This window comes from Streptomyces sp. NPDC048623 (assembly GCF_040650755.1).
In the GTDB taxonomy this organism is placed as follows: domain Bacteria; phylum Actinomycetota; class Actinomycetes; order Streptomycetales; family Streptomycetaceae; genus Streptomyces.
On sequence record NZ_JBEZHV010000003.1, the window covers coordinates 61,081 to 87,102 of the forward strand.

General features: G+C 69.9%; 22 protein-coding genes and 3 pseudogenes. 9 read left to right on the forward strand and 16 right to left on the reverse strand.

Annotated elements, in window-relative coordinates; translation table 11 throughout:
- Nucleotides 1-92: 92 nt before the first annotated feature.
- On the reverse strand, nt 93-1,100 hold the full coding sequence (locus tag AB0C73_RS05450) for a LacI family DNA-binding transcriptional regulator (RefSeq protein WP_362524880.1): 1,008 nt from the start codon (nt 1,098-1,100) through the stop codon (nt 93-95).
- Nucleotides 1,101-1,303: 203 nt separating this feature from the next.
- Nucleotides 1,304-2,029: a phosphatase PAP2 family protein gene (locus tag AB0C73_RS05455; protein ID WP_362524883.1), complete on the reverse strand. Its 726-nt coding sequence runs from the start codon at nt 2,027-2,029 to the stop codon at nt 1,304-1,306.
- Between the two features lie 656 nt (nt 2,030-2,685).
- Between AB0C73_RS05455 and surE the strand changes: the two genes are divergently transcribed.
- From surE to AB0C73_RS05470, 3 genes and pseudogenes are all read left to right on the forward strand, one after another.
- Nucleotides 2,686-3,603: a 5'/3'-nucleotidase SurE gene (gene surE, locus AB0C73_RS05460; protein ID WP_362524885.1), complete on the forward strand. Its 918-nt coding sequence runs from the start codon at nt 2,686-2,688 to the stop codon at nt 3,601-3,603.
- A gap of 116 nt (nt 3,604-3,719) precedes the next feature.
- On the forward strand, nt 3,720-5,342 hold the full coding sequence (locus AB0C73_RS05465; protein ID WP_362524888.1) for a carboxylesterase family protein: 1,623 nt from the start codon (nt 3,720-3,722) through the stop codon (nt 5,340-5,342).
- Nucleotides 5,343-5,740: 398 nt separating this feature from the next.
- Nucleotides 5,741-5,876, forward strand: a pseudogene (locus tag AB0C73_RS05470) (IS5/IS1182 family transposase); the annotation flags it as partial.
- A 588-nt stretch (nt 5,877-6,464) separates the two neighbouring features.
- Here AB0C73_RS05470 and AB0C73_RS05475 read toward each other — a convergent pair.
- Together AB0C73_RS05475 and AB0C73_RS05480 are read right to left on the reverse strand one after the other, a co-directional pair.
- Entirely contained in the window at nt 6,465-7,673 is a 1,209-nt protein-coding gene (locus tag AB0C73_RS05475; protein WP_362524890.1) for an MFS transporter, read from the reverse strand.
- 461 nt (nt 7,674-8,134) lie between these two features.
- A complete protein-coding gene (locus AB0C73_RS05480) occupies nt 8,135-8,404 on the reverse strand; it encodes a hypothetical protein (protein WP_362524893.1) in 270 nt (89 codons plus the stop codon).
- Between the two features lie 366 nt (nt 8,405-8,770).
- Here AB0C73_RS05480 and AB0C73_RS05485 point away from each other — a divergent pair, with 366 nt between their 5' ends.
- Both AB0C73_RS05485 and AB0C73_RS05490 read left to right on the forward strand, forming a co-directional pair.
- Nucleotides 8,771-9,196 carry an RICIN domain-containing protein gene (locus AB0C73_RS05485; RefSeq protein ID WP_362524895.1) on the forward strand — a complete coding sequence of 142 codons (426 nt, stop codon included), beginning with the start codon at nt 8,771-8,773 and terminating at the stop codon, nt 9,194-9,196.
- Between the two features lie 167 nt (nt 9,197-9,363).
- Nucleotides 9,364-9,633: an EF-hand domain-containing protein gene (locus tag AB0C73_RS05490; RefSeq protein ID WP_362524897.1), complete on the forward strand. Its 270-nt coding sequence runs from the start codon at nt 9,364-9,366 to the stop codon at nt 9,631-9,633.
- A 338-nt stretch (nt 9,634-9,971) separates the two neighbouring features.
- On the opposite strand, the gene AB0C73_RS05495 is transcribed toward AB0C73_RS05490, so the two are convergent.
- Nucleotides 9,972-10,250: a hypothetical protein gene (locus AB0C73_RS05495; RefSeq protein ID WP_362524898.1), complete on the reverse strand. Its 279-nt coding sequence runs from the start codon at nt 10,248-10,250 to the stop codon at nt 9,972-9,974.
- Here AB0C73_RS05495 and AB0C73_RS05500 point away from each other — a divergent pair.
- Nucleotides 10,240-10,581 (forward strand): hypothetical protein, encoded by a 342-nt coding sequence (locus AB0C73_RS05500; protein WP_362524900.1) that lies wholly within the window; start codon nt 10,240-10,242, stop codon nt 10,579-10,581. The two genes, AB0C73_RS05495 and AB0C73_RS05500, sit on opposite strands and share 11 nt — an antisense overlap.
- Here AB0C73_RS05500 and AB0C73_RS05505 read toward each other — a convergent pair.
- Nucleotides 10,578-11,117, reverse strand: a pseudogene (locus AB0C73_RS05505) (IS630 family transposase); the annotation flags it as partial. The gene AB0C73_RS05500 and the pseudogene AB0C73_RS05505 sit on opposite strands and share 4 nt — an antisense overlap.
- A gap of 17 nt (nt 11,118-11,134) precedes the next feature.
- Between AB0C73_RS05505 and AB0C73_RS05510 the strand changes: the two are divergent.
- Nucleotides 11,135-11,281: pseudogene (locus tag AB0C73_RS05510) on the forward strand (HNH endonuclease signature motif containing protein); the annotation flags it as partial.
- 70 nt (nt 11,282-11,351) lie between these two features.
- On the opposite strand, the gene AB0C73_RS05515 reads toward AB0C73_RS05510, so the two are convergent.
- Nucleotides 11,352-11,609 (reverse strand): hypothetical protein, encoded by a 258-nt coding sequence (locus tag AB0C73_RS05515; protein ID WP_362524903.1) that lies wholly within the window; start codon nt 11,607-11,609, stop codon nt 11,352-11,354.
- Nucleotides 11,610-11,651: 42 nt separating this feature from the next.
- On the opposite strand from AB0C73_RS05515, the gene AB0C73_RS05520 reads away from it, so the two are divergent.
- Entirely contained in the window at nt 11,652-11,921 is a 270-nt protein-coding gene (locus AB0C73_RS05520; RefSeq protein ID WP_362524905.1) for an HNH endonuclease signature motif containing protein, read from the forward strand.
- On the opposite strand, the gene AB0C73_RS05525 is transcribed toward AB0C73_RS05520, so the two are convergent.
- From AB0C73_RS05525 to AB0C73_RS05550, 6 genes are all read right to left on the reverse strand, one after another.
- A complete protein-coding gene (locus tag AB0C73_RS05525) occupies nt 11,918-12,154 on the reverse strand; it encodes a hypothetical protein (RefSeq protein WP_362524907.1) in 237 nt (78 codons plus the stop codon). The two genes, AB0C73_RS05520 and AB0C73_RS05525, sit on opposite strands and share 4 nt — an antisense overlap.
- 1,427 nt (nt 12,155-13,581) lie before the next feature.
- Entirely contained in the window at nt 13,582-14,133 is a 552-nt protein-coding gene (locus AB0C73_RS05530; protein WP_362524910.1) for an EF-hand domain-containing protein, read from the reverse strand.
- 347 nt (nt 14,134-14,480) lie between these two features.
- Nucleotides 14,481-16,061 (reverse strand): carboxylesterase family protein, encoded by a 1,581-nt coding sequence (locus AB0C73_RS05535; protein WP_362524912.1) that lies wholly within the window; start codon nt 16,059-16,061, stop codon nt 14,481-14,483.
- 100 nt (nt 16,062-16,161) lie between these two features.
- On the reverse strand, nt 16,162-17,790 hold the full coding sequence (locus tag AB0C73_RS05540) for an amidohydrolase (protein ID WP_362524915.1): 1,629 nt from the start codon (nt 17,788-17,790) through the stop codon (nt 16,162-16,164).
- An 86-nt stretch (nt 17,791-17,876) separates the two neighbouring features.
- Nucleotides 17,877-20,387, reverse strand: coding sequence for a glycoside hydrolase family 3 C-terminal domain-containing protein (locus AB0C73_RS05545; RefSeq protein ID WP_362524917.1), 2,511 nt, complete (start codon nt 20,385-20,387; stop codon nt 17,877-17,879).
- Nucleotides 20,388-20,515: 128 nt separating this feature from the next.
- Nucleotides 20,516-21,688 (reverse strand): MFS transporter, encoded by a 1,173-nt coding sequence (locus AB0C73_RS05550; protein ID WP_362524919.1) that lies wholly within the window; start codon nt 21,686-21,688, stop codon nt 20,516-20,518.
- Nucleotides 21,689-21,982: 294 nt separating this feature from the next.
- On the opposite strand from AB0C73_RS05550, the gene AB0C73_RS05555 reads away from it, so the two are divergent.
- Entirely contained in the window at nt 21,983-22,990 is a 1,008-nt protein-coding gene (locus AB0C73_RS05555; protein ID WP_362524921.1) for a LacI family DNA-binding transcriptional regulator, read from the forward strand.
- A 96-nt stretch (nt 22,991-23,086) separates the two neighbouring features.
- On the opposite strand, the gene AB0C73_RS05560 is transcribed toward AB0C73_RS05555, so the two are convergent.
- From AB0C73_RS05560 to AB0C73_RS05570, 3 genes are all read right to left on the reverse strand, one after another.
- Nucleotides 23,087-23,929 carry a PaaX family transcriptional regulator C-terminal domain-containing protein gene (locus AB0C73_RS05560; RefSeq protein ID WP_362524924.1) on the reverse strand — a complete coding sequence of 281 codons (843 nt, stop codon included), beginning with the start codon at nt 23,927-23,929 and terminating at the stop codon, nt 23,087-23,089.
- A gap of 119 nt (nt 23,930-24,048) precedes the next feature.
- Entirely contained in the window at nt 24,049-24,774 is a 726-nt protein-coding gene (locus tag AB0C73_RS05565; protein WP_362525583.1) for an Asp/Glu racemase, read from the reverse strand.
- A gap of 135 nt (nt 24,775-24,909) precedes the next feature.
- Nucleotides 24,910-25,827 (reverse strand): fumarylacetoacetate hydrolase family protein, encoded by a 918-nt coding sequence (locus AB0C73_RS05570; RefSeq protein ID WP_362524925.1) that lies wholly within the window; start codon nt 25,825-25,827, stop codon nt 24,910-24,912.
- Nucleotides 25,828-26,022 lie beyond the last annotated feature (195 nt).

The window sequence follows — 26,022 nt, forward strand, 5'->3', positions numbered from 1 at the left end:
GCACAGCATCGACCGCTCGCCGGCCGCCCGGGAACATCGGCTCGGCGTTTCAGGTCCCTGAGCGGTTCACGTACGGGTTGAAGGGGTCGGACTCAGGAACTGCGGCGATGCACAAGCCGCGCCTCCACCCGAGGACTCGGGGCGGCGGAGCCGTTCTCGACAAGCTCCACGAGTATCTCTGCGATCCGTTCCGCGGACGGCAGCTCCAGCCGTACCGTGCTGAGGGGCGGGTCCTGCGACTGGGCCATGACCAGGTCGTCGGCCCCGACGACCGCGACGTCATCCGGGACGGAAACTCCCTGACGTCGCAGCGCGTGCATCAAAAGCGCGGCGTACTCGTCGTTGTAGGCGAAGACGGCGTCCAGGCCGAGGCTCTTCCAACGCTTGGCCAGGTCCATGGCGGCCGCGTGAGAGTAGGCGAGTTCTACGGGCGTCACCGTCGCCACATTTCGGGCGGCCACCCGCTGCGCGCCCACCAGGCGCGGCTGGGCGAAGGCGGTCAGACCACGCTCATGCGGCATGATCACCCCGATCCTCGTGCGCCCTTGTGCGATCAGGTGCTCGGCCGCGACCGCTCCGACGTCCCGGTGGTCGAATGACACCGTGTACATGCCCGGCACGGGCCGGGACGCGAAGGCGAGCTGTCCGCGCACGCCGGCACGGTTCAGCACCTCGGCAGCCTGAGCGGTGTACCGGTCTCCGTCGAGCGCGAGCACGGCCATGGGTCGCAGCTCGGCCCAGGCGCGGGCGGCGTCGACAGGATCATCGAAGCGGCCGGCGTGGAGGACCGTGACGTACCCCCGCCGGTCGAGTGCGCTGTGCAGCGCGTCCACCCAGTCGCTCACCAGGCGGCCCGCCGCCGACACGGAGGCCGGCATCAGCACCAGATTGCTCTTGCCCGCGCGCAGCGACCGGGCGGCGGCGTGCGGCACGTAGCCGAGCTGACGAGCTGCCGCCAGCACCCGGTCACAGGTCGGGGCGCTCACCCGGTGCCCCTGCGTGTTGTTGAGCACGAAGGACACCGTGGCTCGCGACACCCCCGCCAGCCGTGCCACATCGGCGCTGGTCACCGTCTCGAACCCTGGCGCCTTGCCCACCATGCGCGATGCGCTCCCGCTCCCTTGTGTCCACTGAGGCCAAGAGTTCAGGTTACACGCGCCACCCCCGAGGTGGATTGTGAGTTCTCGACGGTCGCAACGACTACCGCATAGATCGGAGGAAGCCCGGAGACCTCCCGCGAGAGTGATGCCCTGACGGATTCACCGTGGCTAGGCCGCGAGCCTCCACCGGCTCCGTACCCTCCTCAGTCCCACAACCTGTCGGCCGCCATCCGGATCGCCTCGCGGCGCAGCAGCGGCGCGAAGGCGCACCACAGGATCAGCGCGACACCGGCCCCCGCCAGCACGCCGCCCAGCGCGTCCGTCAGCCACTGCGCGTGCAGCCAGGTCCGGCTCCAGGCCATCGCGCCGACATAGAGCGCGCTGAACGCCCACCACCAGGGCCTGACCCGCGGACCGAACGCGACGACGGCGACGGCGATCACGAAGGCGACCGCGGCGAGCACCTGCCCTGATGGGAAAGACCCGTCGTTCACCAGTACGGACGGGTGCGGCGGCCGGGGACGATCGGCGACCGCTTTGAGGAGCGACGCGACCACGGCGCTCGCGACCACGGCGACGGTGAAGACGAACAGCCCCGACCTCCACCGCCCATAGACGCAGAGGCAGCCCGCGAACGCGAGCGGCACCATCATGCCGAGCGGACCTCCGAGCACGTCCAGGCTGTTGGCGAGATTCTGAAGGGCCCCGGCTCTCGGCTCACCCATGAGCCGCAACCAGCGGTCGTCGAGCGGCTGAAGGCCGGACGCGCCGGCCGCACTTCGCAGATGGACGCCCGCCGCCACCACGGCGATCAGGAGTACGAGCCCGAGCGCGAGAGCCCCGCGCGCCGGAAGCGCGGGGACGGCGTGTACGGGTTGTGTCGCGGGAACATCGGAGCGCGGGACATCAGAGGTGAACGAATCAGGCACGACATACCTTTCGAGGGCACGGCCGATCGTGGGGGGGGCGCGACCGCATGCGGGATCCTTCAGGGGAATGTGGCGAGCACCGACCTGGGGGACGTCGCACGGATGTTTCTCGCGCCGGGGTCCCGAACAGCCGGCAGCAGGCCGGCGCGCAGGAAGCGGTCACCGCCATCGCTTCGGGTTGCGTCATGAGTGACGCTCCACGCAAGAGGATGGGATGTTTCCGGCCACCGACACAAGGGATGTGAACGAGGAGCGCGAATCCGACGCCCTACCGAGTCCCAAAATTTACACGTGACACCACGTCTCACTCCGTCGCGGGTAGCCGCGGCCGAGTGACACCACGTCTCACTCCGTCGCGGGTAGCCGCGGCCGCAGATCCGTACCGAGGGCTGGCGTGTACGCCAAGTCAGTGCTAGACAAGTGACACCGATAACACGTGTAACTACAGGGCAGATCTGCTCCCAGACCTGGCCACCCGCCGATTTCCGCTCCCGCCGACGTGCACAACAGCTGTCACCCGGGAACGGCTTGGCGCCCTCTGCCCATCATCCGTGCGGCACACCCGTCATGAGCGAAACCAGTGGCGCCGTGACCGGGGGCGGAAAGCGCCGCGCCGGCGACCCGCATACACCTTTCCTCTCCTCAAGGAGTTCCGTGTGAGACGTGCTCGACTGCTGTCACTGGCCGCCGTACTCCTCTGCACCCCCGTTCTGGCCACGGCCACCCCGGCAACAGCACAGGTCGGGGCGCAGCCCGATACGGACGAAGCAGCGGCCCTCAGGATCATGATCACCAACGACGACGGATTCGACGCGCCCGGCATCCGCATCCTGGCCGACCGGCTCACAGCCGCGGGCCACGACGTGACCATCGTCGCCCCGCTGACCAACCAGAGTGGTACGGGAACCAAGATGTCGGCCGGCAGCTCCGTGACCGTACGGCATCCGCGGCCCAAGGTGTGGGCGGTCGACGGGACCCCGGGCGACGCCGTGGCGTTCGGCCTCTCCGTCGTCTTCGCCGACAAGGCCCCCGACCTGGTCGTCTCCGGCGCCAACTTCGGCACCAACATCGCCGGCATCGCCACCCACTCCGGCACAGTGGGCGGTGCCGTCGCCGCCCTGGAGGCGGGCGTGCCCGCCTTCGCGGTCAGCACCGGCGGTCTGTCCGCACCCGTCTTCGAGTCGACCGTCAACGCCATGCACCCCACCAGTGACTTCGTCGCCGAGCTCATCGAGCACCTGCGGAAGCGCTCGCACTCGGCCCGTCTTCTCCCCGAAGGCGTCGGTCTCAACATCAACCACCCCATCGTCGGCGAGGACGGCAAGGGCCTCGCCAAGGGCACCGCGGTCACCACGCAGGACAAGCAGCAGATCCTGAAGCCGAACTACACGGACTCCGGGAACGGGACGTGGAAGGTCTCCGTGACCGTCGATCTGCGGACGCCGGCGATGGGCAGCGATGTGGAGGCGCTCGGTGCGGACAAGGTGTCGCTGACGCCCATCGCGGCCGACTGGAACACGGGGCCCGTCGACACCGCGAAGACCGCGGGGCTGCTGCGCGGACTGCGCCCGTAGCAGCAGCGCGGCGGAATCAGCCCGTCTGCTCCATGACCGACGCCGGGTGGCCTCGGAGACGACATCCGAGGCCACCCGGCACACCTCGCTCCCGCGTCCCCTCAAGGAGATTCCCCATGAGACCACCAGCCGTCAGCAAGGCATTACGCCTGCTCCTGGGCATCACAGTCCTGCTCGCCCTCACCCTCTTTTCGCCACCCGCCGCGGCGGTGACGCCACAGGCTCGCGAACTTCCCGTCGCGGTAGTGGAGCAGGGCTTGCTCCAGGGCAGCGCACTCGGCGGTGCCCACGCTTTCCTCGGTGTCCCCTACGCGGCACCGCCTGTGGGCGCCTGGCGCTTCCGCGCTCCGCGCCCGGCCCGGCACTGGGCCGGCCTACGGCAGGCGACACGACAGGCGCCGGCATGCCGGCAGTTCTCACCGTTCGGTCTCGCCGACCCGACCGCCGTCAGCGAGGACTGTCTGTACCTCGACGTCTACCGTCCACTTCAGGCACACCCGGGATCCCGCCTGCCCGTGATCCTCTGGATCCACGGCGGGGCGTACACGCAGGGTACGGGCACCCAGTTCGGTGGCCAGACCCTGGCCCGGCTCACCAACAGCGTCGTCATCAGCATCAACTACCGACTCGGCCAGCTCGGTTACCTGGACCTGGACGGACTCGCCGACGAGGACAGGCCCAGATCCGGCTCCTGGGGCCTGATGGACCAGATCGCCGCACTGAGCTGGACGCGTGACAACGTCGCGGCCTTCGGCGGCGACCCGGGAAACATCACCGTCTCCGGCCAGTCCGCGGGCAGCGGCTCCGTCTGCGCTCTCCTCGCCTCGCCCCGCACCTCCGGGCTCTTCAGCAGAGCGATCCTGCAGAGCGGACCCTGCTCGCTCCTCCAGGCCCCCAGCCAGGAACAGGCACGGTCACAGGCCGAGTCCTTCGCCACCGCGGCCGGCTGCCCGGACCCACGGACCCGTACGGCCTGCCTGCGCGAAGCGCCCGCCCAGGCGCTGGAAGCCGCCGCACGGAACATCCCGGTCGCCGGGCCCGCGTACGGCGACGAGCTCCTGCCCCACCAGCCCTCCGCGGCCATCACCTCGGGGACGTGGAACAGGGTGCCGATCCTCATCGGCACCACCCGCGCCGAGGGCAGGTTCTTCGTGGCCCTGACCCAGCCCCGTCTGACATCCGACCAGTACACGGCACAGATCCACGCACAGTACGGCCCGGCCGCCACCGAGGTCCTGGCCCGCTACCCGCTGTCCGACTACGCCAGCCCCTACCTCGCGATGTCCGCCCTCATGACCGACTCGCTCTTCGCGTGTCCCACGGTGGATACGGCCCGCGCCTTTGCCCGTCAGGTGCCCACGTACGCCTACGAGTTCGACGATCCGGATTCACCCACGCTTCTGGGGGCGCAGGTACCCGGTCTGGACATGGCCAACGGCCACAGCGCCGAACTCGCCTACGTACACGACTTCACCCTCACCAACACTCCGCTGACTCCGGAGCAGAGCCAGTTCGCCGACTCGATGAAGCGATACTGGGGCGCGTTCGCCCGGTCCGGCAGGCCGGACCTGCCGGGCCTTCCTCGGTGGTCGGCGGTCGGCCCGGAGTACGAGGTCCTCACCTTGAGCCCCTACGGCACCCGCATGTCCGACTCTTTCGCTTCGGACCACCAGTGCGCCTTCTGGGAACGGCCGACGCTCCCGGCGGTCGCGGCCGGGACGTTGCCGATGCGCCCCTGATCACGGGGACCGCGACGTGGCATATCCATCCTGGTGCTCCCGGTCCCGCTCCCGGAGCCAGAGGCTCAGGGAGACCTCTCGGGGCCGGGCACCGGCGGTAATCCCGCGCGGGCTGTCACGCGTGGCGTCCACGCGTTGGTGATTTGCGAGGAAGGATCGGCCGGCCGCTTACTTGGAACGGTCCGCACGGCGGACGTGAGTGACGCGGCTGGTCTTCCCGTCTCAATCGTCACGCGTCGCGACCACGGCCTGGGGCGGTGGGCCTTCAGCCGCAGGCCGCTGCACTTCTTCTCCCACGACTCCCAGCCGGGGGACAAGTACGGCGACGGCTACCTGCAGGTGTGGCACGTGACGAGGCCGTGGCCCGCTGGACGGCCAAGGCGCGCCTATGTGATCTCGTGCCGGTTCGAGGCGAGTTGACAGTGCGGCGTGTAGTGGATGGCGCCCCTGTTACCGCGGTTGGACGGACGTGGCGGTCCATGGCGTGACCCCCGTCCGGTGGTCAACGGTGTGTTGTGGCGGCTGCGGACGGGGGACGAACTGAAACATGCGGGCAGCTCGCAGGTGCGCCGGTCCCCAGGTCGGCTGACCACCAAGGCAATGTCTGCCGGCCCCACCAGTGGTTCCGCTTGGGCCAACCGGACCGAGCCTTCCTCCTCTTCAGCCGCAAGCCTCCGGAGAGGAGGAAGCGACGCGCTTCAGCGTCCGCCTCCAAGGTGAACGCGGGCGGCCTCAGAGCCCGGTGTCAATGGATCACGGCGGAGGTGCCAAGGTCGCGGCCATGGTCCGCAGCTGGAAGGTTCCTGAGACGCGGCAGGCGTCGGCCTTCTCCGCGTACCACGCCGTGCCCCAGTAGTACTGGAAGCCGGCTCCCAGGGTTGCCCGGACAGCCTTGCCGCCGTCGGCTGTGGCGACCTCGATCCGCCGCTGCCCTCCTGGGCGCCCACCCACGACCAGGTCGCGCACCGCGTCAACGGCTGCCGATGGCAGTAGCCCAGGGGTTGCCCGCCACGGCACTCCAGCCGTGGCGGGACTGACATCGCCCCGCGGACGCCCGCCGCTCCGCTTCGTTCACGGAGGACTCGGAGGCCACCACTCAGAGGCACACCGGGGATGGCCCGGTCAGTCGGCGGGCAGCACGTCACCGGCTCCCGTTCTCCTGCCACGCCGCGTGCGCACCGCGACCACCAGAGCGATGAGCGCCGCCCCGGCGACCGGTACCACCGTCAGCAGGATCACGTCCTGTCCGGAGACGCCCGCGCCGATCAACGCCCCGACCGCGGCGGGGCCGGCCACCGAACCCGCCCGGCCCATCGCGGCTGCCCAGGCGATGCCGGTCGTCCTTGCTTCGGACGAATACATCCCCGCGGCCAGGGCCGCCTGCCCGACGACGCCGACAGCGATGCCCGCTCCTGCCGCGGCGATCAGGAGGAACAGGCCGCTGCCCGAGGTGCCGGTACGGCTCACAGCGACCAGGAGAACACCGGCCACCGGCACGGCGACGGCCAGGGCCCGCGGGACGCCGAACCGGGCCGCGACGGGTACGAGGAGCGCTCCCCCCACCACCCCGCCGAAGCCCAGGGCCGCAGAGCCGAGCGGTGCCTGTTCTGGGGTGACTCCGTACCCGGTGGCGAGAAGCGTGGGCAGCCACGCCTGTAGTGCGAACATCGTGGTGAACACCAGGAACGCGAAGCCCCACAGCAGCACCGTGCTGACGCCCGCTCCCGCCGGAAACAGCGCCCTGACACCCGGAGCGGCCTTCCCGCCCGGAGCCGTACGACTCTCGGCACCGTCCGGCTCAGGGGGAAGCCAGCGGTAGAGCGCGGGAGCGAGGACAGCGGGCAGGACGGCGCCCAGCCAGAACACCGAGGTCCAGCCGAGCGCGGCGATCAGCCGCCCGCCGACCAGTCCGCCGGCAGCCGCTCCCACGCTCAGGGCCAGGGTGACAGCGACCGTGTGCGCGCTGCGGCGCGACGTGGGCGACTGGTCGGCGACCAGGGAGACGGACGTCGGCAGGACGATGCCGAGTCCGAGTGCGGTGAGGGCCCGCACCCCCGTGAGCTGCGAGGGATCGTGGACCAACGCGGTCAGGGCCGAGCCGATGCCGAAGAGCACGGTTCCGGACGTGATCACCTTGCGCCGCCCGAAGCGGGCGCTCAGTCGGCCGCAGACCAGGTAGCCGATCACGACTCCGATGTTCGTCGCGACCAGCGCGGGGGTGAAGGCGGCCGGCTGCCGCCCCCACTCCTGGGCCAGTGCCGGCACGACGAAGCCGAGTGCTGTCGTGTCGTATCCGTCGAGAAGGAGTACGGCGAACACGAGCGCGTTCACGCGCCAGAGCGGCGCGTGACGGGGCCGGCCGACCGGGGAAGGAGTGGGCGGGCGGGTAGGGGCATGTTCCATGGGAGACCTCGCCAGGGAAGGGTGGATGTGCCACCGCATACGGCGGTAACACGTGCAACCATGAAACCGCCGAGTCCCTGAGCGAGGCAGTGCTACTGGCGAGAAAGGTGTAATCGTTACGCACCGGGCAGCTGGCCGTTGCCCAGGCCTGGCCGCCCCGACAGGCCGACACGGCAGGCCGCGCGGGCATGTGGGGCGGGGAGGAATGAACGAGCGCCTTCCGGCGGCGCGGGTTATACGGGTGTGAGTAGTTGCGGTGCAGGAAATCCCGGTGCCCCGGTCTCGGGGGAGACCCTTTGTGAGACGCGTTCGGGGAGCGGTCACGGTGACCGCTCCCCGAACGGAAGCTCTGGGGTCGATGGGTCGGGAACCAGGGGCGCCCGGGTGGGTCAGTTGGAGAGGATCCCAACCTTGGCGAGGTCGTATTCAGCGCCGGAGGTTACTACCTGGAGCAGGCCGGCGTCGGCGTGGGTGTTGACGTTGTCTTCGTTGGCTCCCCGGCTGGTGAAAACGGGCTGCCGTTCGAAGAAGGCTGGCTGAGCGGGGAGGACAAGGCTGTCATGGACGTCGGCGCTGCCGACCGCGTGGGCGGTGGCAGTAGCGGACAGGACAGTAGGGGCGGCGAGCATCCCGAGCAGAACGCGAGCTGTGACTTTCATGCCTCCTCAACGATCAGCAGGGCCGTCAGGTGATGCGCCACGCCGCCCCATCGGGCGGCGGTTTGTTCCGACAGGCGGTCACTGCCACCACTGAAGTTTCCCCGTGATCTTGGACGCTCGTTCGTTATGCCGCGGGGGCGTGTTGATGCCGCTGCCTGGTCTCGGCCGGGGTGAGGTAGCCGAAGCCTGACAGCAGGTGCAGGTCAGAGGCCATGAAGATGGCGGAGAACGCGCGCAGCGATTCCCCCTGGCGGGTGGTTTGACCTCGTTTCCTCCGGCTGTCCCGGCGGGAGCGGCAACATGGCTGCCGCTCCCGCCGGGAGCCTGTCGCCCCGCGACAGCCCCCTTGGGAAGGAAGCAAGTCTCATGTCTGCTGTGTTCACCGCCGCGCTGATCGCCCGGCACAGCGACAAGGCCGTGTCTGTGCACGGCGAGAAGAAGGATGACGGAACACCTGTCGTCCAGTGGCCGTTCCAGGGCGGCGACCACCAGAAGTGGAACCTGGAAGCCACGACCAGCGGCTACTACGTGGTGCGCGCCGTACACAGTGCCAAGGCTCTGTCCGTGGACGGCGAGAGCACGGCCGAGGGTGCGAAGGTCATCCAGTGGGGCACCGTGACCGGGCCGCACCAGCAGTGGCGCCTGGTGCAGAAGGACAACGGCTACTTCGCCCTGCAGAACCGGCACAGCGGCCTGTACCTGTCCGTCAATGGCGAGAGCACCGACAACGGCGCTGCGCTCGTGCAGTGGTCCGGCGGTGAGGCGCACCACCAGCAGTTCCGGCTCGGCTAGCCCCTGCGGTTACCTGACCGTCGGCTCTGTCAGCCGAAGCTGACTGCCGCAACTGACGCGCCACGGCCTGTCCGCCGCCGCGCGCAAAACGGCTTGCTTTCGAAGGTAGCGAGCGTTTCAGGGCTTGCCTTCCAGAAGGTTCGTTGTCCCAACCAGGAGGAATACCCATGACCCTCTCCGCAGAGCAGATGCGTGTCACAGCCGCCAAGGTCTTCGACGAGGCCGACACCGACAAGGACGGCACCGTATCGGTGGAGGAGTTCCTGATCTACCTGCAGGGCAAGGGGGTGGACATGCATACGGCGCAGAACCTGTTCCTGCAGATGAACTTTCAGCGTGACACGCTGCTGACCAGGACGGAATTCGATCTCGCGGCCACGCGGTACGCCGACACGGGCCAGCCCGGAGAGGCTTCCGTGCTGTTCGGCGAGCGCTGAGCGCCTGTTCCTTAAACCCTGGGCCTGCAGCTAGCGTCGCCAGGAGGCGTCACGCGGTGACGCCTCCTGAACGCGAACGTCGGTACCGCGGCCGCCAGGTCACGGGAGTGGTGCACCGCTGCCTCAGGCGGGCGAGCGGAGCCCCTTCAAGTCGGTCTGCCCGGATCGTCCGTCCGCGACACGACAGTGACCGCGTCCGCCCGATCGACGTTTAACAGGCATGACTACTGCCACAGCAGGCAACGTTTGCCCCGTCCCGATCTTCGACGCGCACAGGTGCCGCACCAGACGCCTCTCCTTGACGGGCAAGCGTTGCCTGCCACTGCATCAGGTCACGTCTATCGGCCGGCGAGGGCCTGGAAGTCGTTAATGGTGTCGCCCACGACCATCGAGGGTGAATTGGTGACGCCGATGCCCGAGGCAAACTGATTGCCGTTAGCGACCACGTTCTGACTGTTGGAGTCGTCGGAGTTCGCGTTGGCGTTGCTTCCGATGAGCGCGATGCCGGAGAGGATGCTTCCACCCGGCGTATCGGCGACGGCATGAGGCATGCCGGAGAGCCCGAGTACGGCCCCTGTGAGAAGGCATACGGCAAGAGTCCGCTTGGTGTTGTTCATGACCGGCAAACGATCAACACCACGCAAAGATGCGCTCACGGCGTCCGGTGCGGCAAGAGTGCGCGCCGAACACCGCGACGGGGCAAACGTCGCCCGCCGCGGCACTACAGCCAAACGGGCCACGCTGGCGGCCGCCTCCCTCTGCGCCGCATTGGCGGCCTCGGCCCCGGCCGCCAATGCCCAAACCCACGAAGCGCACAGCGCCGCCGAAACGCCGCACACCCGCGTCCTCCGCGCTCCCCTCCCCAGCGACCGCTTCGGCTTCCTGGGCGGCGTCATCATCGAGCAGGCCACCGAACTCGCCACCCCCGTCCCCATCGGCGGGGTCTAGTCTTCTGAGTCAGGAATTCTGTTCAGATATGCGGCGAGGCGTTCGAGGATCTCGTCCGCGGTCTTGGTCCAGACGTAGGGCTTGGGGTCGGTGTTCCAAGCGGCGATCCAGTCGCGGATGTCCTGCTCCAGGGCCTGGACGGTCTTGTGGACGCCTCGCCGTATCCGCTTGTTCGTCAGCTCGGCGAACCATCGCTCGACCAGGTTGAGCCAGGACGATCCTGTCGGCGTGAAGTGCAGGTGGAACCGGGGATGCGCCAGCAGCCAGGTCTTGATGGCCGGGGTCTTGTGGGTGGCGTAGTTGTCCAGCACCAGATGGACATCGAGGCCGGCCGGGACTTCCTTATCGAGCTTGATGAGGAACTTCTTGAACTCTTCGGCCCGGTGGCGGCGATGGAGTGAGCCGATCACCTTGCCGGTGGCGACCTCGAGGGCGGCGAACAGGGTGGTGGTGCCGGCCCGGACGTAGTCGTGCGTGACGCGCTGCGGCACTCCGGGCATCATCGGCAGTACCGGCTGCGAGCGGTCCAGGGCACGCGTGGTGTGACTGGTGCCTAGACGACTTCCCCGCGGCAGACGTGGACGTGGACCACGTGCGACCCCTCTCACTGGGAGGGACCGACACGGACGGCAACGTTCAAGTGCTGTGCCGGGGGTGCCACCAGCTCAAGACCCGGACGGAGTTCGGGAGCGTGGCCTAGCGCTGGGTCCACAGGGTGAGCGCTGCGGTGGCCGGTGCGGTCACGCACCCTGGGCACATACCTCGGAGTCTTAGCCGTCGGCGCTTACGTCGAGATTGGTATCGCCGCTGGTCATAGCTGCCGCATTGTTCACGCCGTTTCCGGAGATCACGGCATCCCCGCCTGCGGTCACGGAGCCGTCCACGTGCGGCGTGCCGTTGCCGAGAACTCCGACGTCGCTGAAAGTGCTTCCGTCTGGCGTGTCTGCGAAGGCGTGCGTGGTACCGGCGAGTCCGAGAGCGGCCCCCGCGAGGAGCGCGGCCGCGAGCATGCGATGAGTCTTGTTCATGCCTCGTAAACGATCAGGAACGGCGCGGGATGCGCTCACCTCATGAGCTCTGTTGCCCACGGCGCGCCCTATCGCCTTGCCCCCGCGCTCGGTACCCGGGTGCCCCAAACTGACTGCCCGGGGCCGCCGCTGCGGGACGTGGACCACGTGCGGCCCCTCTCGATGGGAGGGACCGACACGGACGGCAACGTTCAGGTGTTGTGCCGGGGGTGCCACGGGCTCAAGACGAGCACGGAGTTCGGCAACGGCGCGGCTTCACCCCTTGCCCAGACCACCACTGCTACCCCCGCCGGCGAAGTGGCCGTGCTCTAGAAGAGAAGGTTCTCGGCTGCGCCCGTGAATGTGCTCGTCACCGTGCCCAGTGTGTTGTTGCTCCCGCTGAACAGCGAGTCGCCGTGTGCTGTCAGAGCATCGTTGACCGACTGGTCTGTTACCTCTCCTCCCCGGTCCCCGGACCCGTTCGGAGCGGCGTGTGCAGTGCTGGCGATGGACAGTGCGGCGCCCGCGAGGGCTACGGCGGCAAGTACGCGCTTGGTGCTGTTCATGCCGCACCAACGATCTCGAACCTGTCGGGTCACGTTCAACACTGGCCCCTTCGGAACGAGGTACCCCCATGCCCCATAGACCCCGTCCCCCGTGCTCGGTACCCGGGTGTCCCGAGCTGACCGCCCGTGGTGGCCTCTGTGCCGAGCACCAGCGTGAGGCCGAGCGGTTGCGTGGGTCCTCGGCTGAGCGGGGCTACAGCACGCGGTGGCAGCGGATTCGTAAGGCGTACCTGTACCGGAATCCGTGGTGTCTGCTGTGCGGGCGCTCGGCGACGGTGGCTGACCACTTCCCCGAGTCGCGTCGCTCGCTGGTCGCACGTGGCGTGTCCGATCCGGACGCGTTCTCTCGTCTGCGTCCGCTGTGCTCGACGTGCCACAACCGTGAGACCGCGCGCAACCAGCCTGGTGGATGGGCTGCTGAGCGTGTCCAGCCTCGCCGTTGGTGACGCTGACCAGGGGGGTACTCCCCTCTCTCCCGCCAAAAGATCGGCAGGGAGGCAAAAAAACTCGCATGGCTCATCAGAGCGTTTTAGTGGAACCAAAGCCCGCACCCATGGCGCTCTTATGACGCTGTAAGTGCGGGCTGTTTCGCGTTAGTGGGGCAACAGTCTTTCCGGGGTCACCAGACGAGCCCGTTCGAAAAGGTCACGGCCTGCATGATTCTTCATGAACGGGCGAATCCGGCTGTGCATGGTCCGAATCCGCTCGTCCGCCCTTCCGGACTGGAGACTGGGGTAGTCCTCCAGGGCGAGAGTCCACGTTTGGCACGCGGCTTCAAGGTGGCCTAGTTCTAGCTGCCTCTCGGCCAGGGTGCAACGGTGCCGGACCCTGGCACGGCGATAGACGCTCTGCCGAATCCGGTCGGACTGTTCCATGGCTTCAATTGATCCCGCTGCGGTCCCGCCTGCCGCGCCCAGGCGTACCGGGCCCGGCAACGGACCCGGCGGGACGGCGCGCTCGGCCGGCTGCTGCTCAAGGCAGTCGCCCTCGACGACGAGCGGCTTCTTCGCCGCCTCATGTGCCCGGTGTGCGGGCGGATGACGTACGCGGCGGGACACCGGCGCCGGGACGCCCGCTACTGCTCGGCCCGCTGCAGAGACCGCGCGTACCGCAGTCGGCGCCGCCGGGCCTACCGTGACGTCGAGGCGTCGAAATCGGGCGCCGTACCGGCGCGTACGACGCATTGACGTCACGCGACGCCAGGCATCGCGCGGAGACGCCTCAGGTCAGGGCAGGTGTCCTCTGACATCGAAGCTGGATGGCCTGCCACCGAAGTTAGACCGGTCGCGTCGAGCGGCTGAGCAGTAACCAGGTGACGATCTGCATCGTTGCCGCCACCCCGGCTGCTGGACGGTGCGGGGTTGGTGCCGGGACAGCACTGTGCCCCGGCACCTGGCGAGGGTGCCGGGGCCCAGTGCGGGGCGTGCTCAGATCTGACCGAAGATCACCGATCCAGGTGCCTTGGGGTCGGAGGAGAGGTAGTACTCGCGGATGGTTCGGATGAACTCCGCTCGGGAGATGACTCCGTCTCCGTCGGTGTCGATCCGGTAGAAGACTTCCGGCGCGGCAGGGTCGGTGACCTTCCAGACGTCCGTGAGGAGGCGGAGGAACTCGTCCTTGCTGATCTCGTTGTTTCCGTCGGCGTCGATGACGTCGAAGAACGCGTGGCCAGTGAGGTCGACGTAGTTGATCCTGCTGGTGTCCACGGTGGCCAGACGAGAAGCCGAGATGTACTGGTCGCGGTTGAGGCGGTCGGCGCTGGCCTCCGCGTAGCGCAGGAGCTCCAGCCACTGCATCTGGAGAGCCGTGGCCAGTCCCTGGGCGCGGCGGTCGGTCTTGTCCAGCTTGTAGGCGCTGATGAAGCGGTCGGCCAGGGCCTGGTAGTCCTCCCAGCCCACGTAGCCGTTCTTGTCGGCGTCCAGGAGGTCGAAGGCCCGCCCGTACTTCTCGCTCATGACATCGTTCGCCACGGTGGTCATGTGTTTTCCCTGTTCTGTGGTGCCGGTCAGTCGGTCGCCTGCATCCTGGGGGGCCGGCACGACCGGGCGGGGCGGTTCGGCCCAAGATCACTCGTTTGTGCGATTCACATTCGGCCACCGCGCGACCGAACGTGGCGCCTGCGGTGTAGGAGAGCGGACTGAGATTCCAGGGCGCTGAGATGTAATGGCACGCTCGCGTAGTGGTCCAACTTCAGTGGCAATCGGTCAAGGTTCGAGGTCAGAGGAGAGCAGGGCCACCGTCGAACCCTACCGACGGGTCACTTGGGTCACGCCCCGACCATGATCGTTCTCATCGGGATTTCCTGTACCCCAACTACTCGCACCCGTTATAGACCGGAGAGCTGCTTCCAGATCCTGCGGGAGGCTGCGAGAGGGTCGGTCGTGACCGTGGGTTCGACGTCCCAGATGCGGGTGAGGGAGTCCTCCGCGGTGAACGGCGGCCAGCCCGGGTCTCCCGTGGCCGCGAACGAGATCCAGGCGGCCCGGAGCTGTTCGGACATCCGGTCGTAGTCGGCGGAAGGCGGCCGTCCCGCGAGGACGAAGGAGGCGAGCGGGCTGCTGGTGTTGCCCAGGGTCGCGGGGATGTCGACGGTGTGGCAGGCCCCCAGTGCACCGCCCAGCGCCGGGCTCTGCCAGGTGAAGTCGTAGACGTGGCTGGTGCCGCCCGCGGCGGTGTGCGCCTCGGCGAGCCAGAGCGCGGGCATGCGGAAGAGCGCGTCGGAGTACATCACGGTGTACAGCTGGGCGTCGCTCAGGCCGGGGTACGCGGCCCGGTAGCCGGCCGGCGCGGACGCGTCGAGGCCGAGGTGCCCGGCGGTGGCCGCCAGGTCGACCGTGCCGACGCGCTGCTTGGCGCGGGGGGCTCGTGGCGACTTCCGGTCGCGGATCCGGTCGACGGCCATGCCGGCGAGAGCGGGCAGGGACTTGACCATGGCCGTCACACTCGGCCGGATCAGGCCGCGTTCGATCGCGAACATCGTGAACTCGTCGTGGGTGAAGCCGGAGATCAGGTCGATGTCACGGGCCGCCCCGGTGCGCAGCGCGAGCCAGGGCTTGTCTACGACGGTGATGCCGTCGATGACCGGCGAGAAGGAGGTGATCGTCTCCGGGGTGGTCCACGCCCCTGGGTCCGCGGCCATCGCGGCGAGCGGTGCGTCCTGCACGGACAGCAGGTCCTCCGGCGCGACGGTGACGAGTTCCTCCGGTTTGATCTTCAGGGCTTCGGCGGTCAGGTCGGCGATCCGCTCGGACTCCTCAGGGGGCAGATAGCGGCCGGCGATGCTCTGGACGATCGCCCGTCGGAACAGACCGCGTGCGGCTGGCGCGGACAGCAGGGCGGCGACCGACGCTCCCCCGCCCGACTCGCCGAAGATCGTGACGTTGTCGGGGTCTCCGCCGAAGGCTGCGATGTTCTCCCGCACCCAGCGGAGTGCCGCGATCTGGTCGAGGAAGCCGCGGTTGGCGGGGGCCCCGGGGACGGTGCCGAAGCCTTCGAAACCCACCCGGTAGTTGAAGGTCACCATCACCACACCGCCACGGGCGAGCACGGCGCCGTCGTACGCGGGGTCGCTGGAGGTCCCGCTCTTCCAGCCGCCGCCGTAGATCCACACCATCACGGGCAGCCGGTCGTTTCCGCCGCCCGGCGTCCAGACGTTGACGGTCAGGCAGTCGAGGCCGTCCCCGGGATGCCAGAACCGGGGCATCCCGGGGACCAGGGGCAGCTGTGGCGGCGCCGCGCCGAACTCGCGGGCGGGGCGTACGCCCTCCCACGCGGGCGCGGGCTCCGGTGCCCGGAAGCGGAGCGGGCCGTCCGGAGGCGCGGCGAAGGGAATCCCCTTGAAGGCGTTCAGTCCATCGAGGGCGACACCCTCGACCGCGCCTCCGGTCGTCCTGACGACAAGGCTCATGGCTGCTGTTCCCTTCCTTGCGGCTGCCTCGGCAGTCCTGATCGGTATATCTGTGGCACCGCCTGGCATGGCGGTGCGACGCGCCTCGAAGCCGGTCGGCTCAACGGGCCGCACCTTCCCGGGAGTCGTGCACGGCCCGGCCGCCCACCACGGTGAGCGTGGGGCGCAGTACCGCCAGATGCTCGGTGGGGCAGCTCATGGGGTCGGTGGGCCACAGGGTCAGGTCGGCGAGCTTTCCGGGCGCGAGGCTGCCCCGGTCGTCGTGCTCGCCGAGCAGACGGGCCGCGTTCGAGGTGTGCAGGGCGACGGCCTCATCGAGGGTGATGGCGTGACCGGGGCCCTGAGCGCCCGCGACGGTCTGGCGGGTCGTCATGCCCCAGACCGAGGTCATGGCGCCGTACGGCCCGACGGGGAAGTCCGAACCCGCCGTGAGCAGGGCGCCGTCGTCGATCCATTCCCGGAGCGGGAAGATGTCGCTGACACGGTCGGCTCCCCAGGCGCGGATCTGTGCGGCGGCCGCGTCGTGCAGCAGGGGGTGCTGAACGGTCACCGGGATGCCGAGCCGGACGGCTCTCGCGCGCTGGTCGGGCCGGGCCAGTCCGCCGTGTTCGATCACCAGGGTGCCCTGCGGGAGGCCGGGATGGTGCTGCAGGACGGTCTCGTAGACGTCCAGCAGGGTGCGCAGGCCGCGGTCGCCCCAGGCGTGGACGCCGACCCGCCATCCGCGTCGTACGACCCGATCGACGGCGTCCGCGAGGGCAGCCGGCTCCCACAGCAGGTGACCGTGGTAGCAGGGGCGGTCCGCGTACGGCTCGTCGAGCGCGCCTGCCTCGATCCCGCCGTCGATGCCGAATTTCACGCCCCAGACGCGCAACCAGGCGTCGTCGGCGTACCGCCAGGGCTCCATGCGGTCCAGGAGGTCGTCGATCTCGGCCGGGGTCCGGGCGCCGAATCCGGAGACGAGGGCACGCATTCGGACCGCGAGTGCGCCCGCCTCGCGGGCGGCGCGGAGCACGTCCAGGTCCTCGACGGGGACCATGCAGTCGCGGACGGTACCGATGCCGGTGGCGGCGTAGTCGCGCGAGGCGAGGCGAAGGCCGTCGATCCGGCCTTCCAGGTCCGGGCGCGGGAGCAGCCGCTCGGCCAGGGCCATCGCCTTGTCGATCAGGCGGCCGGTCAGGCGGCCCCGCTCGTCGCGTTCGATGATCCCGCCTTCGGGCTGCGGAGTGTCGGTGGTGATGCCGGCGAGGCGCATGGCGTGGGAGTTGAGCACGTCGTTGTGCCCGCCGCGCTTGACGAGCACCGGGTGGTCGGTGGTCGCCCGGTCCAGTTCCTCCGCGGTGGGGAGGCGTTGTTCGAGGAGGTTGAGTTCCTGCCAGTTGGTGGTGGTGCGGATCCATTCGCCGGGTGGAGTGGTGGCGGCGCGTTCGCGGATGAGGTCGAGGAACTCGGGGATGGTCCGGGCGTGGTGGACGGGCACGTCATGGACGCTGTAGGCGGCGAAGATCAGGTGCGTATGGGTGTCGTCGAACGCGGGCAGGACGGCGGCTCCGGGCTCGTCGACCACCTCGGTGGCGGGTCCCACCAGGTGGTCCAGGCCGTCCGGGGTGGGTGCGAGCGCGATGACGTGCTCGCCCCTGACGGCAATGGCCCGCTGGGGTCCCTGCCCGGGCTCCAGTGTGTGGACGGCGGCGGCACGGATCAGCAGGTCGGCGGGTGACAGAGGCATGGGTGCTCCTCGCTCGGTTCGAACGGTTCGGGCCGGAATGACGTGGGCGGGAGGTCCGGCCGCCCGCCCGAGCGGAGTCCTGCGGGTCAAGCACCCTCAGGTACCTCCAGAGCGGCGCTGAGGCGGCGGTCGACGATGCTGCGTCCGGCTTCCACCGCGTACGTGCCCGGGCTCATCCGCCAGCCGCCCGCCGCGGTGTCCCAGGTCTGCAGCTCGCGCAGCGGAATCCGCATCCGCGCGACCGCCGACTCGCCGGCGTCGGCTTCCACCGCGGCGAACGCGGCAAGATGCCGGGCAGGGCGTGAGGGGTCGGTTCCGTCGTGGGCGAGATAGAGCTGCACGATCTCGCGCCCGGCGCGCTTGCCGGTGTTGCGGATCCGTACGGTGACCTCGGCGGCGGCCTCGTACGGGTCGCCGGCGTCCATGTTCTCCACGCGGCGAACCTCCAGGCTCTCGTAGGCCCAGTCGGTGTAGCCGAGGCCGTGGCCGAACCAGTACGCGGGAGCGGTGGCCGACCGCTCCCAGGCCCGGTATCCGATGAACAGGCCCTCTCCATACGTCAATTCGCCCTCCTCGGGTTCGACCTGCTGGACCGGGCTGTCGGCCTCCTCTGCGGGCCAGGTCGTGGGCAGCCGGCCGCCGGGTTCCGCGTGCCCGAGTAGGACGTCGGCGAGGGCGGCGCCGCCCTCCTGGCCGGGGAACCAGGTCAGCAGCACGCCGGCCACCTCGTCGCGCCACGGCATGAGCACCGGGGATCCGGCGTTGACCACGACGACCGTGCGCGCGTTGGCGGCGGCGACCCGGGTGACCAGCTCGTCCTGGCGGCCGGGGAGCGAGAGGTTCGTCCGGTCCGCGCCCTCGCTCTCGACCTCCTCGGTGGTGGCCACGACGACCACGGCCACGTCGGCCGCGGCGGCCGCCTCCACCGCTTCGGCGATCAGTTCCTCCTCGGTGCGGGCGGGTGCGGCGTGGCCGAGCGTGAAGGAGAGCATCCCGAAGCCGGCCACCCCGGAGCGGGCGGGAGGCGTGTGCCGCAGTCGCAGCCCGACGGAGCGGCCCGCGGTCAGTTCGATCTCGAAGACCCGCTCCGGCGGATTGAGGAACGCACCCGCCGGATCGTCGCCGTCGGGCTCGACGACACCGTCGAAGAGCACTCGGTCGCCGGCCTCCAGATGGAAACGGCCGACGCCCCGGACGGACAGGCGGTGGGCTCCGCTGCCCTGTGGCACCAAGGTCCCGGCCAGCCGCACGGCGGCCAGGTCGGCGAACGCCACCTCGTCGGGCAGTTCCCCCATCCACCGCACGGTCCCGTCCCGGAGGGCGGTCGTCGCCAGCAACTCGCCATCTTTGCCGAGAAGTTCAGCGGTGAGCGGAATGGCAGCCGGGGGGACGTGGACGCGGGGGTCCACGCCGGGCGCGTACACCAGCTCGGTGGCGGTCGGCAGGGCGGCCTGCAGCTCGTCCAGCAGGCAGGTCGTCCGAGTGGGAAAGACCTCGGCGCTGCCCCCGCCGCCGGTGCGGGGCTCGACGGCGGCGGTGCCGACCACCGCGATACGTTCGGGTGCGGCCGGGAGCGGCAGTACACCGCCCTCATTGCGAAGCAGCACGAAGGAACGCACGGCGATCTCTCGGGCGAGGCCCTCGCCGTCGACGGCTGCTGGCAGCTTCGCGGCCGGCACGGCGGCGGGGGCGCCGCCGAGCAGGCCGACGCGGGCGGCGAGCCGCAGGACGCGGCGGGCCATGTCGTCGACGACGTGCAGTGGCACTCGGCCTTCGCGGACGGCCGCGACAAGGTGTTCGCCGTAGACGGTGCCCGGCCCCGGCATGGCGATGTCGAGCCCGCCGAGGGCGGTCCGTACGGTGTCGCGGGCGCCGGTCCAGTCGGAGACCAGGACGCCGTCGAAGCCCCACTCCCCGCGGACCACACCGTTGTTGATCGCGTCGTTCTCGGTCATGCTCGCGCCGTTGACCTGGTTGTACGAGGCCATCATGCCCCAGGGCCGTGCCTTGCGGACGATCATCTCGTACGGGGCGAGGTAGAGCTCGCGCAGGGTCCGCTCGTCGACCCGCACGTCGACGGTGAAGCGATCGGTCTCGGAGTCGTTGGCGACGAAGTGTTTGGGGGTGGTCGCCACTCCCCCGTCCTGGATGCCGGAGACCAGGGCGGCGCCGATCTCACCGCTGAGCAGCGGGTCTTCGGAGTAGCACTCGAAGTGGCGGCCCCCGCGCGGGGTGCGGTGCAGGTTGACTGTCGGTGCCAGGACCACGTGGGCGCCCTTGCGGCGCGCCTCCTGGGCGAGCAGCCGGCCGGTGCGGCGGGCGAGTTCGGGATCCCAGGTGGCGGCCTGCGCGGTCGGGGACGGGATGGCGATCGACGGGTCGTCCGGTGTCCAGTGTTCGCCGCGCACTCCGGCGGGGCCGTCGGACATGACGAGCCGGCCGAGTCCGATCGTGTCGTTCGGGGGCAGGGACCACATGTCGGCCCCGGCGAGGAGCGCGACCTTGGCCGTGAGGTCCAGCTTCGCGAGGGCATCCTCGACGGCGGTCTCGCGGTCGTGGTCGGCCCCGGCGGTGGTGGGATCGGGCTGCGTGTTCATGGCTCTCCGACGTCGGAACGGGAGGACCCGCGCTGTCCACGACGCGGGTCCCGGGGCGATGGGGTCACAGCCGGCCGTCGACACCGGCGAGGGGGCGTCCGGGTGGACGCGGCGGCCGTGGCCCGGTGTCAGCGGACCGTACGGACCGGCAGGATGGCGAGTGCGCCGAGCAGCGAGAGTGCGCCGCCGGCCAGGAAGAGGCCCGTGTAGCCGCCGAGGTGGGCGATCACGAGGGAGGCGACGAACGGGGCGAGGATCTGCGGTCCGGCGCTGGCGATGTTGAGCACGCCCATGTCGCGGGCGGCGTCCTCGGATCTCGGCAGGACGAGGGTGACGAGCGCGGTGTCGACGGCCATGAAGCAGCCGAAGGCCAGGCCGTTGAGCGCGCTGAACGCGAGCATCCCCGTCCAGGTGGGGCTGATCACCGGGATGGCCATCACCAGGCCGGAGAGCGCGGCGGAGACTCCGATGAAGACCTTCCTGCGGTTCCAGCGGTCCGACAGCACGCCGCCGATGACCGTGGAGACGGCCATGGCCGCCATGGAGACCGGGGTGAGGATGGCTATCGCGGCAGGTGGTGTCAGGCCGGCCGGCAGCTTGATGTGGTCGGACAGGATGTAGAGCTGGTAGCCGGTGACGGAGAAGTAGCCGAGGACAAGGAGCGCCCGGCCGATGAAGGCCCAGCGGAAGTCGTGGGTCGAGAGCGCCGAGAGGAATCTCGCCACCTGCTGGCGGAACGGGACCGGCGGCAGGGGCTCACGGCGCGGTTCGCGGCCCAGCGCGGTCAGCAGGACGGCCGCCACGGCGACGATCGCGCCGAGCGCGAGGTAGCCGGTGCGCGGGGTGCCGGCGGTCGCGGAGGCGATGAGCACGCCGAGCGTGCCGCCGATCGGCAGGCCGAGGCCGACGAGGGCCGAGGCCGTTCCGCGTCGGGCCGGCGGGATCCGGTCCGGCACGACCGCCGTGGTCGCGGCCTGGTAGACGTTCATGGTCGCCTGTCCGAGGCACCAGCCGATGGCCACGAGCAGCACCGTGTTGACACTGCCGAGGAAGGCCATGAGCGCCAGGGACGCGAGGGCACCGCCCAGGATCCACGGGCTGCGGCGGCCGGACCGGTCGGACAGTGCGCCGGCGATCGGGTTGAACACCGTGGCGAAGACCGCGCCGATCCCGCCCACGAGCCCCAGGGTCGCGACCTTGTTCACGGGGTCGAGCTGGGCGATCTGGGTCGGGACCAGGACGGCTCCGACGCCCAGGTAGAGGGCGAACATCGACGTGTTGGCGAGTGCCAGCAGCGCCATGAGGCCGCCTTGGCGGGGCTGAGCCCCTTCGGTGGTGAGAGGTCTCGCGGATTCGTCCGTCGTCTTGCTGTTCATGGTCGGCTCCGGTTCGGGAGGAAACGCCGGGATACGGAAGGGGGGTGCGCTCGGTGAAGGTGTGAGCTGAGCGGTGCGGGGATGCCGGGCCGTCGCGCAGGAAGGGGCGGGCGCGGGATGAGTCCCCAGCGAGATAACACGTGTAATCTGCTCTTATCTGTGTAGCACTCGCCTCAGAGGCTGCGCCAGCCTTCCGCGACCTGGAATGATGCAATCGTTATGTCAACCGAGCCGAACCCCGCGCCCCCGGTCACCAGCGCCGACGTCGCACGCCTCGCCGGCGTCTCCCGCGCGACCGTCTCCTTCGTCCTGAACGCGACCCCGTCAGCCCGGATCAGCGAGGCGACCAAGGCGAAGGTGCGGGCTGCCGCAGAGGAACTCGGTTACGTCCCGCACGCGGCGGCGGCAGCGCTGCGGGCGGGCCGCACCGACCTGGTGGTGCTGCCCGCCTCCGTGTCCGCGATGGGGCGACTGTTCAGCGACTGGGTGGACGAGCTGGAGACCGCCCTGGGCGGCCACGGCTACACGGTCGTCCTTCACGGCGACCGATCTGCCGACCCGGTGACCGCGGCCCGCGCCTGGGCGCGGCTGCGCCCCACCGCGGTCGTGTCGATGGGCGACGAGAGGATGACCCCCGAGGCGGTACGCATACTCCTGCAGGCCGGGACGAAGGCCGTCGTCACCGTTGCCCCGGCCCCCGTAGAAGGGGCGTACACCCTGATCGGCGACCAGAGCGGCGTCGGCATCGCGGCAATCGAGCACCTGGCCGAGCGGGGCCGCACGCGGATCGGAGTGGTGATGCCGGTGGAGCGGGGTCTGTCCGCGTTCTCCGAGCCCCGCCTGGCCGGTGCGAGGAGCGTCGCCGCCAAGCGAGGAGTCGAGGTCACCCCGCTGCCGATGCGCTACAGCGACGAGGCGGCCGCGGCCCTTGCGACCCTGTGTCGGGAGCTGGGTCTTGACGCGGTGTTCGGCTACAACGACGAGTACGCGGCCCTGCTTTCGGCCGCCCTGACGGACTGCGGAGTAGCGGTCCCGGAGGAGATCGCGGTCGTCGGCGCGGACGATCTGTTGCTCGCCCGCGTCGTACGGCCGCGTCTGACCTCGGTGCGCTATCACCTGCCCGGCGCTGGCCTGCTGGCCGACGCCGTCGACCAGCTCGTCCGGGAAGGCTCTGCCGAGCCGCTCCCCGGCATCTGGTTCGAGACGGTCCCCCGCCAGTCGTCCTGACGCCTGTGCCCAGCCGAGAACCATTGGTACCAGAACCCCACGCCATGCGTGCGGCCGCGCCGGCGAAGTCGGCCGGTCGCGATCGCGGCTGACGGGTCAGCCGGCCGAACGCTCCGTCTGTGCGAGGCCGGTGAGCTTCTCGACGTGCCGCAGGCTCGGCACGGCCAGCAGGTCGTGGAGCTCCACGAAGACGCGTCTGGCCTCGACGGCGTTCCAGTCGTCGGGCAGCAGCTCGGAGGGCAGTCCCGGGTCGAGGTAGGGCAGGCGGCGCCACTGGGTGAGCATGGGGACGTAATCGCGGAACGCGAGGACCGGGTCGATCTGCGGCTCCGACCGTAGCTCCTCGGCGACCGGGGCCCATTCGTCGGTGAACGCTGCGTACTGGGCCTCGATGGCCGGGAAGTCCCACCATGAGCTCACCGCGTCGCGCAGTTCGGCGAAGCCCGCGTAGTCGGAGGTGAACAGGTGGACGTAGGCGCTCAGGCCGAGCCGCTCCAGCATCCGCCGAGCGTCCGGGAGCAGGCGGGCGGGGGCCAGCCAGACTCCCGGGGCGGCGTTGCCGAAGCCGAGCCAGGTCAGGCGGGAGCGCAGCTGGTGGCGGTGTGAGCGCTCGGACTCGGGTACCGAGAACACGGCGACGACCCAGCCGTCCTGGAGGCGGGCGGGTTCGAGGCTGCCGAAGATGCGGCGGTCGCCCTCGTCGAAGACCGGGCCCATCTCCGGGCCGAGCCGGTAACCGATGCCGTCCCGGCGTTCCTGGAGGAGTGTCCCGGCCTTCTTCAGGCGGGAGATCGCGGAGCGGACGGCCGGGCCGTCCACATCGAGTTCCGCCATCAGCGCGATCAGGTCTGCGATGGAGATCCAGTCGCCGAGGCGCCGGACGAACTCGCCGTAGATCGTGTGGATCAGGGAGCTTGGCCGGGTCGCGCTCTCCGCCATGGTCGTATTGCCTCCTCGGATGCCAGGAGGTGATCTTACCCAGCAGGATGCCAGACGCCTGGGGCGGTCCGGTGAGGGCGCTGTGAGAGCAGGTCCCCCGGCCGGGTCCCCCCGCAGGGTCATCCCGTCGCGAGCGGCGTCTCGGCGTAGGCGCCGGAGAGCAGGTGTCCGGCGCCGGGGGCGACGGCGGGCAGGTCGAGGGCGCGCAGCATCTGGTGGACGGTGCAGACCGACGCCGAGACCACCGGCTTGCCCAGCAGTTGCTCGGCCTCCTCGATCGCGGACAGGGACGGCATCTGGACGCAGGCGGAGAGCACCACGGCGTCGGCGTCGGCGTACGCGAGGTTCTTGGCGATGGCCGGCAGCTTCCCCGGATCGTGCGCGGCCACGTCGAGGTTGCCGGGGATCTCCAGGGCGGCGTAGTCGAGGACCTCGATCCCCTCGTGTGTGAGGTAGTCGACCACGGTGCGGGTGAGCGGACGCATGTACGGGGCGACCAGCGCGATCTTCTTGGCGCCCATCGTGTGCAGGCCGTTGACCAGGGCTCCCGCGCTGGTGACGACGGGGGCGGCGGCGCCGTTCTCGGTGGTTCGGGTGTGCAGGCGCTCTTGCGAGACACGGTGGTAGCCGAGGCCCATGCTCATGATGGCGACCAGGCAGGCATAGCCGAGGACGTCGACAGCGGCATCGGACAGTTCGACGGCGCAGCGGTCGGAGTCGGCGTCCATGGCCTTGAGCTGTTCGGCGGTGACGTGGGTCATCCGCATGCGGCTGGAGTGGAAGGTGAAGCGTTCCGGCGCGATGGTCTCGCGGGCCCGGAGGATGCCGGGGACCTCGGTCTCCATGGTGATGTTCGAGCTCGGCACGATCTGGCCGACCCGGTAGGTGCGCGGGGTCACGGGCGGGACTCCTTCGAGGAGGCGGTGGGGGAAACGTCGAGCCGTGGGGCCAGGTCAGGGCCGGATCCGGCCCCACGGGGTTCAGCGGGCGTCGACGACCGGGTTGGCGAGGGTGCCGATGCGCTGGATGGTGGCCTCGACCAGGTCGCCCGGCTGGAGGAACTGCGGGGGGACCATGCCGGCGCCGACGCCGGAGGGGGAGCCGGTGGCGATGACGTCGCCGGGTTCCAGGGTGACGCCGGAGGAGATGTCGGCGATCAGGCGGGGGATCTTGAACAGCATGTGGCGGGTGTTGGAGCTCTGCTTGGTCTCGCCGTTGACCTTCAGGTCGAGGTCCAGGTCGAGCGGGTTCTCGATCTCGTCGGCGGTCAGCACGGCGGGACCGAACGGGGCGTAGGAGTCCTGTCCCTTGGAGAAGAACCACTGACCGGAACGGCGCTGGTCGCGGGCGCTGATGTCGTTGATGATGCTGTAGCCGAAGATGTGGTCCCAAGCCTCGTCCTCGGACACCCGGAACGCCTTCTTTCCGATGACGACGGCGAGTTCGCACTCCCAGTCGAGCTGCTTGGTCAGGTCGGCGTTGTGCAGGATCGGCCGGCCCGGGCCGGTGACGGCGGTCGCGGGCTTGGAGAACAACACGGGGCGGTCGGGCAGTTCGCGGTCGGTGTCCAGGCTCCGGCTGGACTCCTCCACGTGCTCCACATAGTTGAGGCCGACACCGATGATCTTTCCGGGGCGCAGCGGCGCGTGCAGCGTGACCTCGGCGAGGGGGTGGAGGACACCGGCCGCCCGACCCTCGGTGCCGCATTCGAGCAGGAGTGCCTTCGCGGCGGCGACGGCCGACTGTCCGGCCCGGATGAACGAGAGGAGGTCGCCGGGCAGTTCGGTCCCCGTGGCGGCGGCCGCGGCCGCGAGGTCGACCACAAGGTCATCGAGCTGGGCGCCCAGGCGAGGGGTTGTGTCACTGGTGTCGTCGAGGGAGTAGGTGACCAGTCGCATCGGTGGCTCCTTGCAGTGGGGCGCTGAAGAGAAGGGGTGCGCGGGGGAGGATGGGCCGACGATGCCCGGTCAGGTGGGCATCGCCGGCCCTTGGGGGACGGTCGCGCGAACGGATCGCCCCCGAGTTCCGTCGTGCGGCCTGCCTGGACCCACCCCCGGTGGGGCCCGAACGGCTGCGACCACGCGACGGAACGT